Annotated in this window: 12 protein-coding genes and 2 tRNA genes; 11 read left to right on the top strand and 3 right to left on the bottom strand. The window is 43.6% G+C overall.

Annotated elements, in window-relative coordinates:
* Positions 1-75: 75 nt before the first annotated feature.
* The 3 genes from prmC to hemA are packed head-to-tail and all read right to left on the bottom strand — an operon-like array spanning position 76 to position 3,352.
* Positions 76-972 carry a peptide chain release factor N(5)-glutamine methyltransferase gene (gene prmC / locus Q4561_RS10090; RefSeq protein WP_303459866.1) on the bottom strand — a complete coding sequence of 299 codons (897 nt, stop codon included), beginning with the start codon at positions 970-972 and terminating at the stop codon, positions 76-78.
* A gap of 4 nt (positions 973-976) precedes the next feature.
* Complete coding sequence (prfA, locus tag Q4561_RS10085; protein ID WP_211069426.1) at positions 977-2,062, bottom strand: peptide chain release factor 1; 1,086 nt, start codon at positions 2,060-2,062, stop codon at positions 977-979.
* Positions 2,063-2,077: 15 nt separating this feature from the next.
* Entirely contained in the window at positions 2,078-3,352 is a 1,275-nt protein-coding gene (gene hemA, locus Q4561_RS10080; RefSeq protein ID WP_303459862.1) for a glutamyl-tRNA reductase, read from the bottom strand.
* A gap of 114 nt (positions 3,353-3,466) precedes the next feature.
* On the opposite strand from hemA, the gene lolB reads away from it, so the two are divergent.
* The 11 genes from lolB to Q4561_RS10025 all read left to right on the top strand — a co-directional run bounded on the left by lolB (position 3,467) and on the right by Q4561_RS10025 (position 12,066).
* Positions 3,467-4,087 (top strand): lipoprotein insertase outer membrane protein LolB, encoded by a 621-nt coding sequence (gene lolB, locus Q4561_RS10075; protein WP_303459860.1) that lies wholly within the window; start codon positions 3,467-3,469, stop codon positions 4,085-4,087.
* A gap of 44 nt (positions 4,088-4,131) precedes the next feature.
* Complete coding sequence (gene ispE / locus Q4561_RS10070; RefSeq protein ID WP_303459857.1) at positions 4,132-5,037, top strand: 4-(cytidine 5'-diphospho)-2-C-methyl-D-erythritol kinase; 906 nt, start codon at positions 4,132-4,134, stop codon at positions 5,035-5,037.
* A gap of 5 nt (positions 5,038-5,042) precedes the next feature.
* A tRNA-Gln gene (locus Q4561_RS10065) sits at positions 5,043-5,118 on the top strand.
* A gap of 43 nt (positions 5,119-5,161) precedes the next feature.
* Positions 5,162-6,100 (top strand): ribose-phosphate pyrophosphokinase, encoded by a 939-nt coding sequence (locus tag Q4561_RS10060; protein WP_208806010.1) that lies wholly within the window; start codon positions 5,162-5,164, stop codon positions 6,098-6,100.
* A 277-nt stretch (positions 6,101-6,377) separates the two neighbouring features.
* Positions 6,378-6,833 (top strand): ribose-phosphate pyrophosphokinase, encoded by a 456-nt coding sequence (locus Q4561_RS10055; RefSeq protein WP_303459855.1) that lies wholly within the window; start codon positions 6,378-6,380, stop codon positions 6,831-6,833.
* A 161-nt stretch (positions 6,834-6,994) separates the two neighbouring features.
* On the top strand, positions 6,995-7,996 hold the full coding sequence (locus tag Q4561_RS10050) for an NAD(P)-dependent alcohol dehydrogenase (RefSeq protein WP_303459852.1): 1,002 nt from the start codon (positions 6,995-6,997) through the stop codon (positions 7,994-7,996).
* A 224-nt stretch (positions 7,997-8,220) separates the two neighbouring features.
* Positions 8,221-8,853 (top strand): 50S ribosomal protein L25/general stress protein Ctc, encoded by a 633-nt coding sequence (locus Q4561_RS10045; protein ID WP_057792698.1) that lies wholly within the window; start codon positions 8,221-8,223, stop codon positions 8,851-8,853.
* Between the two features lie 5 nt (positions 8,854-8,858).
* Positions 8,859-9,440 (top strand): aminoacyl-tRNA hydrolase, encoded by a 582-nt coding sequence (gene pth / locus Q4561_RS10040; protein WP_211069434.1) that lies wholly within the window; start codon positions 8,859-8,861, stop codon positions 9,438-9,440.
* 38 nt (positions 9,441-9,478) lie between these two features.
* A complete protein-coding gene (ychF, locus tag Q4561_RS10035) occupies positions 9,479-10,570 on the top strand; it encodes a redox-regulated ATPase YchF (protein ID WP_057792703.1) in 1,092 nt (363 codons plus the stop codon).
* Between the two features lie 303 nt (positions 10,571-10,873).
* Entirely contained in the window at positions 10,874-11,818 is a 945-nt protein-coding gene (locus Q4561_RS10030; protein WP_303459845.1) for a peptidylprolyl isomerase, read from the top strand.
* Positions 11,819-11,989: 171 nt separating this feature from the next.
* A tRNA-Met gene (locus Q4561_RS10025) sits at positions 11,990-12,066 on the top strand.
* Positions 12,067-12,183 lie beyond the last annotated feature (117 nt).

Below are 12,183 nucleotides of genomic sequence, written 5' to 3'. Positions count from 1 at the left end.
TGCTTTTAAAATACTAATGCAATACGTATTTTTAGCAAGCCTCAATATGAGTAACAAAATAGAAGTGACAAATTCTTAACCTGTTGTAGATAAGTAACCGTAAGTGACTCGGTCATTCCCGCCATAGTCTTTTTCGGTACAAACGTCCACAAAACCTTGGGCCTTTAACAGGTCGCTCACTGCTTTTCCTTGGTCAAAACCATGCTCAAAAGCCAGTAAACCGCCTTCAAATAAATGGGTGGGTGCCAGTGCAATAATATGCTTGATATCATCAAGCCCATCGGCGCCCGAGGTAAGCGCTGATGCAGGCTCAAACCGCACATCACCTTGCTGAAGAAAAGGGCTGGATGTTTCTATATATGGTGGATTGGAAACAATAACGTGAAATTTCTCGCCCGCTAAATTATCGAACCAACTACTTTGCTTAAACTGTACATTGGAAATGTTATTAAGCGCTGCATTGCTAGTGGCCAGTTGCACCGCTTCAGGCAGTAAATCTACACCTGTAACACTAGCACTAGGCAATTCAGAAGCCAGTGCCAGTGCAATTGCACCTGTGCCTGTGCCTAAATCACAAATGGCTAGTTCACTGTTTACAAGCTCACTCCTTGCTAGCTTATTGTGTACAAGCGCATTGGCAAACTGCATTGACGCGATACAAGTGAGGGTCTGCTCTACTAGAACTTCCGTATCCGGGCGAGGAATTAGCGTATGAGGCGAGGTTGCTAAACGTAGCGTCCAAAAATCACGAGTGCCCGTTAGGTAAGCGACTGGCATACCTTGGGCGCGTTTGCCTACCAGTGCTTTATATTGAGAAATAGCGTCAACGCTTAACGTTTTGTCTGGCCATGTAAATAGGTAAACTTGAGGTTTATCTAATACATGGCTTAACAACACTTTTGCATCAATAGCTGGCGATTCGCCTTCATGTAACTCGGCTATCGCCCACGCTAATGCTGCGTCTATACGCATGGTATTATTCGTCTGATAACGAGGCTAACAGATCAGCTTGATGCTCTTGCATGATAGGGTCGAGAAGCTGCTTCAAATCACCTTCTATCACTTCATCTAAACGATAAATCGTTAAGTTGATGCGGTGATCGGTGACACGGCCTTGCGGGAAGTTATAGGTACGGATACGCTCTGAACGATCCCCACTTCCTACTAAGCTTTTACGAGTAGACGCTTCTTCTGCCGCACGCTTTTCTTCTTCGATGTTGTTCAATCGAGCTTGCAATACAGACATGGCTTTGGCCCGGTTTTTATGTTGCGAACGCTCATCTTGACATTCAACCACTAACCCTGACGGTAAGTGAGTAATTCGAATAGCAGAGTCGGTTTTGTTAACGTGCTGACCACCGGCACCAGATGCTCTAAAGGTATCGATGCGAAGGTCTGCAGGGTTAATATCGATGGCTTCTGATTCTGGAATTTCAGGTAATACCGCAACCGTACACGCTGAGGTGTGAATACGGCCTTGCGATTCTGTATCCGGTACACGCTGAACACGGTGACCGCCAGATTCAAATTTCAAAATACCGTAAACGCCGTCACCACTAATATTCGCAACAACTTCTTTGTAACCTCCGTGCTCACCTTCGTTGGCGTTCACTAGCTCTACGCGCCAACCCTTGGTTTCAGCGTAGCGGCTATACATGCGGAATAAATCGCCCGCAAATATAGCGGCTTCATCACCACCCGCTCCGGCACGCACTTCTAAGAAGCAGTTGCTGTCATCGTTAGGATCTTTAGGTAACAATAAAACCTGAAGCTCAGTTTCTAGGCGTTCAATATCCGCTTTCGCAATTTTTAATTCTTCTTGCGCCATTTCACGCATTTCTGCGTCATCTTCTTTCAACATTTCATTCGCTGAATCAAGATTTTCTTGCGCTTGTTGGTATGCATTAAAGCCTGCAACTACGCTCTCTAGCTGGCTAAACTCTTTTGACAAATTACGAAACTTATCTTGATTGCCGATTACTTGTGGGTCGCCTAATAAGGCCTGCACTTCTTCGAAGCGTTCCACCAAGTTTTCGAGTTTTCTGACAACCGAGTCTTTCATATTTTTATGTTTACCTTATTTTTTGATATCTGACGTAGTGTCAGATAACGATAATGCTTGCCCCAACCACCGACTCAGCGCCGGGTCATCATGCATGGCAGCTTCTCTAAGTGCCAGGGTTGTGGGGTGTAGCAATGTATTGGTTAGCTTGTAGGCCATTTCACTAAGAACCGTTTCGGCATCTTTGCCTTCGGTTAACTGTGCCAATGCTTTTTCAACTACGTCGTCACGCTGCTCCATGCCTTTTTGACGATATTGCCTAACTAAATCGATAGATTGTTGAGACTGCTTCCAGCTCATGTAATCGCCAGCTTGCTTTTCAATTAGCTTTTCAGCTTCAAGGGCTGCTTGCTCACGATTTTGTAAATTCTTTTGAACGATGTGCTGTAAATCATCTACGGTATATAAGTAGGCATCACCCAATTCGTTCACTTGGGCTTCAATATCACGAGGAACCGCTAAATCGACCAAGAACATGGGCATATTTCTGCGTTGTTTCAACGCCTTCTCTACCATGCCCTTGCCTATTAAGGGTAGCTGACTAGCGGTAGAGCTGATAACTATATCGAAATCTTTTAGATGTTCCGGTACTTGAGACAGCGTAAACACGCTGGCATCCAGCGTTTCGGCTAACGCTTCTGCACGAGAAATAGTCCGGTTCGCAACAGCTAAACAACTTACGCCTTGTTCTTTTAAATGCTGTGCCACTAACTCAATAGTTTCACCCGCCCCAACCAGCAATACCGAACGTTTAGGTAGCTCAGCAAATATGTGCTTGGCTAATTGAACTGCTGCATACGCCACGCTGACGGCATTTGCGCCAATTTCAGTTTCGCTACGTACACGTTTAGCAACAGAGAAAGTATGCTGAAACAGCTTATCAAACTCGGTATTAATCATACCTGAGTGTTTGGCATCACCAAAGGCTTGCTTAACTTGCCCTAATATTTGCGGCTCGCCAAGAATAAGTGAATCTAATCCACTTGCCACCCGCATAATATGTTTAACCGCATCGTCTGCAGCAAGCACATAACTGTTGTTGGCAATCTCATCAACTTCAACATGGTGAAAGTTTGATAACCACTCTAATAATGCAGTAGCACTTTCATGCTGGGTGTTCACGTAAAGCTCTGTGCGGTTGCACGTTGATACAATCACCGACTCATCAACCCCGTCCACCTTTTTTAATGACGCGAGTGCTTCCACCAGAGAATCTGGTGTAAAAGCCACTTTTTCACGCAATGCGACAGGGGCGGTTTTGTGATTAATACCAAGGGCGAGTAGAGTCATTCAAATCTGTGCTGGCAACGTCGGACGCGCATTGTACGAAAAACCCAAAATGATTGAAAGTGTTGGTGGAACTGTGTTCACATAAAGTATGAACTTTTCCTAAGACGATACCCAATGAATCGCTTCGTTTTATTACTTGTACTCGTTAACCTACTTTTGGTTGCTTGTACCACCCTACCCGATGGCCCTGAAGACGCCGTTAACCTTAGTGCACAGCTTGAAAAAGTGGCACAAGTTGATACGTGGCAATTACGCGGAAAAATAGCTTTTAGGCAGGAAAAAGAAGGGGCCAGTGCTAACTTATTATGGAAAACCGATGATGCCGATTTTCATTTCCGATTAACGAATTTACTTGGCGTTACCATGGTAGATTTAAACGTAAATGACGATAAAGCCATATTAGAAGCGGGAAATGAGGTGTATGAAGACGCCGATCCTGAACCGTTAATTTATTACACCACGGGTATGGATATTCCTGTTGCGCCCCTGTTGTCTTGGATAAAAGGCCTACCACTTGCTGATGATAAATTCACTCTTACCGATAAAGGGTTACTTAATACCCTTGAAAGCAATTGTAGTGCATGTAAAGGCTGGCAAGTGAGTTATGCTAACTATGGCAGTGTGACTACCCCTGACGGTGATAGCGTTTGGCTACCCCATTCAATTAATTTGGTGCAACCGAATCCACCTTCAACAACGTTAAAAATAAAAATATATCAATGGACGCTGCTTTAGTTATAAAACTAAAACGAGACTAGCTCGGAAGTAGAAAAACAAACATGACACATTCAGAAGTACCGAACGCACAAGAGATAAACCCAGATTGGTGGCCATCCCCTGCCAAACTGAATCTTTTTCTACATATTAATGGCCGCTACCCGAATGGCTATCATCAATTACAAAGCTTATTTCAAATGCTTGATTACGGTGACAAGCTTGCTTTTGATATTAATGAGTCGGGCTTAATTACCATGGTTACCCCTCTTGAAGGGGTAAAAGATGAAGATAACCTCATTGTGCGTGCCGCCAAGCTACTAGCTGAACATGCCCACATTAATAAAGGCGTTAGTATTAGTTTAGAGAAATGCTTACCTATGGGCGGCGGTATTGGCGGCGGTTCATCAAACGCTGCCACCACACTCGTAGCGCTTAATTATTTGTGGGGCACTGAGCTATCAGAAGACGAACTTGCTGAGTTAGGGCTTAAATTAGGCGCGGATGTACCTATTTTTGTACGTGGGCTAACCGCATTTGCTTCTGGTGTGGGTGAAGAAATTACCCCTGCCCCTCAAGAAGAAAAATGGTATTTGGTGGCAAACCCCAATGTGCATATTAGTACTGCAGAAGTATTTACAGCTGAACAATTGCCCAGAAATACCCCAATTATGCAGTGGAAAGACTACCAATTTGAAAAAACTCGCAATGATTGTCAGCAATTAGTCGTTAATCGCTATCCCGAAGTTGCAAATTTATTACAGTGGTTGGTACACTACGCACCGTCGCGAATGACGGGCACAGGTGCCAGCGTATTTGCCACTTTTTCTGACGAAGTTTCAGCCACACAAGTTCAGGCTCAATTGCCAGATACTTGGCAAAGTTTTGTTGCAAAAGGTGTAAATTGCTCACCGCTATTACAAAAATTAAAAAAATCAGAGCACGTGAACGCCACATCGGACAAGAAATAAAAAATTGGGGTATAGCCAAGTTGGTAAGGCAGCGGGTTTTGATCCCGCCATTCGTAGGTTCGAGTCCTGCTACCCCAGCCAAACCTCTTTTATCAACGCACTGAGGAACCCACTTGTGCCAGATATGAAGCTCTTTGCAGGTAATGCCGTACCAGAACTTGCCCAGAAAGTCGCCGATCGCCTTTACACCAAACTCGGAAACGCCAAAGTAGGCCGTTTCAGTGATGGTGAAATTAGCGTAGAAATTCATGAAAACGTCCGTGGTTCGGACGTTTTTATTATCCAATCAACCTGTGCTCCCACTAATGATAACCTAATGGAATTGATCGTGATGATCGACGCTTTGCGCCGCGCATCAGCAGGTCGTATTACTGCAGTAATTCCATACTTTGGTTATGCGCGTCAAGACCGTCGCGTACGTTCAGCCCGGGTGCCAATTACTGCAAAGGTTGTCGCAGACTTTCTGTCTAACGTTGGTGTGGATAGAGTACTTACTATCGACTTGCACGCCGAGCAGATTCAAGGTTTCTTCGACGTTCCTGTAGATAACGCGTTCGGTACGCCAATTTTATTGGCGGACATGGTTCAGCGTGATTTTGCAGACCCCGTTGTAGTGTCGCCAGATATTGGCGGTGTTGTGCGAGCTCGTGCTACTGCTAAGCTACTTAACGATGCTGATCTTGCCATTATCGATAAGCGCCGCCCTAAAGCGAACGTTGCTCAGGTAATGAATATCATTGGTGACGTTAACGACCGCGACTGTATTATTGTGGATGACATGATTGATACTGGCGGTACATTAGCGAAAGCGGCTGAAGCATTGAAGAGCCATGGTGCACGTAATGTTTATGCTTACGCTACCCATGCCATTTTCTCTGGTAACGCAGCACAGAACTTAAAAGAATCTGTTATTGATGAAATTATCATTACCGATTCTATTCCGCTTAGTGCAGATATGCAGAAGATTGGAAAAGTGAAACAACTTACCTTGTCTGAAATGCTCGCTGAAACGATTCGTCGTATTAGCAATGAAGAGTCTATTTCAGCCATGTTTGAGTACTAGTTACTCTACAAGCTGATTCATTTTTTAAAAAAGGGCCTGATGGCCCTTTTTTGTTATTTCGTTTTATTTTTGTTATTTCAATTTATAAAGTGGCTTACCCAACCTTATCTATATAAGTTTCTATAAACCTCCCCCCGCATTTGTATTTTTTAAACCCAATCATTTCATGGCCCCTTATTCCACTACATTGAACTAAGCCGATGGTAATCAGGTCTTTCTTTATAACAATTTTCAGTTTACGGTTATTTACAAACTAAAAACGATAAATGAGGTACCTATGAAACTAATTCGAACGTTATCTACGCTATCGGCTGCGGCATTAATATTCACCCTAGCGGCTTGCTCTGAAAAAGACGACAAATCTGTAGATATGAAAAAAGAGCCCCTTATGAGTCAGAAAGCAGACGATAAACCTAAGCACAGTGTGAAGCCTAAAACAGCGCAACAAGAAAAGATTTCCCCTTCTAAAGGCATGGAAAAAGTTACCCTAACAGGCACTATTGTGCATAAAGAAATGGAAGGCGGTTTTTACGCTTTTATTGCTGAAAATGGTGACCGTTACACGTTACAAAAGCTCGACAAAAAATTTCATAGAAATGGCTTAATTGTAAAAGTAACAGGAATGCCTAAGCCCGACCTTATGACCACTACTCAGTACGGCACGGTTATGCAAGTTGAAGATATAGAAATACTCGACTCAAGTAGAGTTATTGGTAATAGTTCTTCGCATTAGGCTGCCAACTCGCATTCTTGTATTAAATTTGCCAACTAAATTAAACGACTAAATTTCGTTGCTTATTTTGTGGTTAAATGCAGCGCAAGGTGAAGTTAAACTGTGATCGAATACGGTCAACTACACCGTACAAACTCCATTGTTAAATTTAGGAGTGTTAAATGATTAATGCATATGCAGCAAAAGAGCCAGGCGGAAAACTGGAAAAGTTTGAATATGATCCCGGTGAGCTAGCCTCTCATGATGTTGAGATAGATGTGGAGAGCTGCGGCATTTGTCATAGTGACTTAAGCATGTTGGACAATGAATGGGGTATAAGTGAATACCCTTTCGTACCCGGTCATGAAGTGGTAGGAACAATAAATGCGGTTGGCGAACATGTTACCTCGTTAAAAGTTGGTCAACGAGTGGGCCTAGGATGGCATGCTGGCTATTGTAATAGCTGTGGCACCTGTGAATCTGGCGATCAAAACTTGTGTTCTAATGCCACCATGACTATTGGCGGTCGCCACGGTGGATTTGCCGATAAAGTTCGAGCCCAAGCTACGGCGGTAGTCCCTATCCCTGATGGAATAGATCCACAAAGCGCAGGGCCACTTTTTTGTGGTGGCATTACTGTATTTAACCCCCTAGTACAATTTGATATTAAACCCACTTCGGTGGTTGGCGTGGTAGGTATTGGCGGCCTAGGTCACTTAGCATTGCAGTTTTTAAGTGCTTGGGGGTGTAAGGTTGTTGCTTTCACTTCTAGTGAATCGAAGAAGAAAGAAGCCTTAGAGCTTGGTGCACACGACACCTTAAATAGCCGTGATAAAGACGAACTTAAAGCCGCTTCAGGTAAATTCGACCTTATTATTTCTACCGTGAACGTAAAGCTTGATTGGAATTTGTACCTATCAACCCTAGCGCCTAAAGGCCGCTTACATTTTGTTGGCGCGACATTAGAGCCGTTAGACATAGGTGCGTTTAACCTTATTGGTGGACAGCGTTCTGTTTCAGGCTCTCCAGTAGGTAGCCCTGCTACTATTAAAACCATGCTGGATTTTGCTGCGCTGCATGATATTGCACCAGTGACCGAAACCTTCAAGTTCGATGAAGTTAATGAAGCAGTACAACGGCTTCGTGATGGCAAAGCTCACTACCGTATAGTGTTAACAAAATAGGCTTTAGGCTAGTGCTATATAAAAGTCTTCATATAAATGAAGTCTTGCTAATATGTGCACTACCGCCAAGTAAAATTTGTATGTTATAGGCCTCGGTGTTAGAATTCGCCGCCCTCAAAATTTGAGGCGGTGATTGTTAGTTACAATTTGTAGCTACAACGCCCTATAACAGTAGGTTCTGGTCGCAAGAACTTACATTCTTAATTTTTTATTGGAGACATATAATGTCTAAAGCAATTTTTACTCTGGACGCTACTGTACGTACAGACCTAGGGAAAGGTGCGAGCCGCCGCCTACGTCGTGAAGACAAGCTTCCTGGTATCATCTACGGTGGTGAAGAAGCACCAGTGTCGATTACTCTTGAGCACAACAAAGTAAACAACGCCGCTGATTTTGAAGCGTTCTACTCTCACGTTCTTACTTTGAACGTAGACGGAAAAGCTGTTGAAGTACTTGTTAAAGACATGCAACGTCACGCTTTCAAGCCTCGTATTCTTCACGTTGACTTCCAGCGCGTAATCGCAGGTCAAGAGTTACACACTAACGTACCTCTTCACTTCATCAACGAAGACAAGTCTGCAGCTATCAAAGCTGGCGGTATCGCTGAGCACCACGTAAACGAAATCGAAATTACGTGTCTGCCTAAAGATCTTCCAGAATTCATTGAAGTAGATATTGCTAACGTTGAAATGGATTCTACTCTTCACTTGTCTGACCTTACACTACCTGCTGGTATCACGTCTGTTGAGCTTGGAAAAGACGACGAGACTCACGACCTTGCAGTAGTAACTGTTAAGCCTGCTCCTAAAGCAGCTGAAGCAGAAGAAGGCGACGAAGAAGCAGCTTCTGAGGAATAATCAGCTTGGCTGATATCCGACTTATCGTGGGCCTGGGTAATCCAGGCCCCGAATATGATAATACCCGACACAATGCCGGTGAATGGTTTCTAAACCAACTTGCCGACACCTTCAATACCCCGCTAAAACCAGAATCCAAATTCTTCGGTAAAACTGCCCGCATTACTATTGCAGGTCAAGATGTGCGTTTGCTCTACCCCACCACTTTTATGAATAAAAGCGGTCAAGCAGTAGCGGCATTAGCCAATTTCTACCGTATTGAACCCGAACAAATTTTAGTGGCCTTTGATGAACTCGACTTACCTCCCGGTGTAGCAAAATACAAAATAGGCGGTAGCTCTAGTCAAAATGGTATTAGAGACATTGTGGCAAAATTGGGTAACAATAAAGACTTCTTACGCTTGCGTATTGGTATTGGACATCCGGGTCACAAAAGCCGTGTTACCGGACATGTATTAGGTAAGCCCCCCGCTGACGAAAAAATGGCCATAGAAAGTGTCATTGACGAAGCTGTGCGTTGTACTGAAATACTCCTGAAAAACGACCTAAAGCAAGCGCAAAATCGGCTACACTCCTTTAAGGCGTGAGCCTAAGCTAGCACTAATTCCAGACAAGGATCCCTATCATGGGTTTTAAATGCGGTATTGTTGGACTACCAAACGTAGGTAAATCAACACTCTTTAATGCACTGACAAAAGCAGGTATTGAAGCGGCAAACTTCCCTTTTTGTACCATAGAGCCCAATACAGGCGTTGTACCTGTACCGGACCTTCGCTTGGACAAACTGGCTGAAATTGTAAACCCTCAACGTGTTATTCCAACAACTATGGAATTCGTTGATATTGCAGGTTTGGTTGAAGGCGCTTCAAAAGGTGAAGGCTTAGGCAACAAATTCCTAGCTAACATCCGTGAAACCGATGCCATTGGCCACGTGGTTCGCTGTTTCGACAACGAAAACATCGTTCACGTTGCGGGTAAAGTTAACCCACAAGACGATATTGATATTATCAATACCGAGCTTGCGCTTTCAGACTTAGAAACTACAGAGAAAGCCCTACACCGTGTTGCTAAACGCGCTAAAGGTGGTGATTCTGATGCTAAGTATGAACTTAAAGTATTAGAAAAAATTAAGCCTCACTTAGATGAAGGTTTATTGCTTCGTTCTTTAGAACTGACTAAAGAAGAGCACGCTGCAATCAGCTACATGAACATGCTTACCCTTAAGCCAACCATGTACATTGCAAACGTTGACGAAGACGGTTTCGAAAATAACCCTTACCTAGACAAAGTACGCGCTATCGCTGAAGGCGAAAATGCCGTAGTCGTTGCCGTATGTGCGGCTATCGAGTCTGACATTGCTGAACTTGAAGACGACGAGCGTGAAGAATTCATGCAAGACATGGGGCTTGAAGAGCCAGGTCTTAACCGTGTTATTCGTGCTGGCTACAACTTGCTTACGCTTCAAACCTACTTCACGGCAGGTGTAAAAGAAGTACGTGCATGGACCTTCCCTGAAGGCTCTACCGCACCACAAGCCGCCGGTAAGATTCACACCGACTTCGAGAAAGGCTTTATTCGTGCCGAAATAGTCAGCTACGATCACTTTGTTGAATTCAACGGTGAACAAGGCGCGAAAGATGCCGGTAAGTGGCGCTTAGAAGGTAAAGAATACATTGTTAAAGATGGCGATGTGATTCACTTTAGATTTAACGTGTAATAAGAAATATAGCCTAGGCTAGCGCTTATTTTAACGTACAAAGAACCACCCTTATGGGTGGTTTTTTATTGCCTGTAAAATTAGTTGTTGATTTAACAGGCAATGACTCGGTATTTTAAAAGCGTGCTCGGTCGTTCGCGTGACATTTTGACCAACGTCGTTCGATAAATGTGTTTTATAAGCGCATACATCAATATAGACATAATGGCAAAAAGCTATAATGGCTGAAATCTATAAACGGGCTTAGTTAAGCGCATTTACGATGACATCAATACCAGTGCTTTTAATAGGACATATAATAATATGATGAAAAACATAGTTCACTCACTCTCAGCACTCTCAGCACTGGCACCTTCAGCATTTGCAATTTCACTTTGTGTAGCACTTTCTTTAGCTAGTAGCGTTGAAGCTAAAAGCTATTCAAATACCCATGCTAGTAACAATATTGCGATTGATGCTGATCTCGCTGATAAATGGTACACGGTGCCCTCTAAGCATATCGTTACTCTAGAAACACACTATGGTGATGTAGTCATCGCGCTTAATCCCGCTTTAGCACCTCATCATGTAAAACGCTTTCGTAAGCTAATAAAACATGATTTTTATCAACAGCAGTACTTCTATCGCGTGGTAGATGGCTTTGTGGCACAAGGCGGAAGTAATGAAAGCCATGAGCCCTCGCCAGAAACCAGTAATCTTCACGCTGAGTTTATTGCTCCTCTTTCCGCTTCTGCTGTAGTAATTGAAGAAAACGATATGTTCGCCCCTGCTACAGGTTTTCTAAATGGCTTTCCTGTGGGAATGGACAAGGCGCGTAATGAAATGTGGGCGCTTCACTGCCCTGGTACCGTCGCGTTTGCCCGCAATAGTGAAAAGGACACTGCCAGCACCGAGTTTTATATTGTGATTGGGCAAGCCCCCAGACATTTAGATAGAAATATGTCTGTTATAGGGCGAGTACTTGAAGGAATGGACGTATTACAGCAATTACCAAGGGGCCCAATGGAAAATAGCGGTGTAATTGAAGTGCCTTCAGAAAAGAGCCAAATAAAAAATAGTTACCTTGGCAACAAGGATACGTCGGGTAAACAGTATTATATTCAGCTTCCCTCCCACCCCGAATACCGAAAACGTATGAAAACTGGCCGAACACTCGATAATTCTTTCTTTCATGACAAAATTTATAGTCCTAGACCGATAGATGTTTGTTACTACCAGACTAAAACTTCATCAACTCCGTGGAATTAAGTTAAGATTTATTGGCGAAATTTGATTAAATTCGCTGCACTTTGACTAGATTTTAGACCTGAATGCACAGATATTAGCCACTTGGAAAAAGTTAGTAAAAAAGGGGTTGACGGTCGCCAGTCATATCCGCATAATACGCGCCACTTCCTGAGAGGGAAAAGAAAAGCCGGAGGCTATGTAGCTCAGTTGGTTAGAGCACATCACTCATAATGATGGGGTCGCAAGTTCGAATCTCGCCATAGCCACCAATTTTTCTTTTTATCCAACTTCTCTTGAGGTTCTGACTGTGCGGGAGTGGTGGAATTGGTAGACACGCTGGATTTAGGTTCCAGTGCTTCACGGCGTGAGAGTTCAAGTCTCTCCTT

The organism is Alteromonas sp. 1_MG-2023 (assembly GCF_030547075.1).
Classification (GTDB): Bacteria; Pseudomonadota; Gammaproteobacteria; order Enterobacterales; family Alteromonadaceae; genus Alteromonas.
Note: the sequence above shows the minus strand (reverse complement) of the source record. Positions and strands in the feature narration are given on the sequence as shown.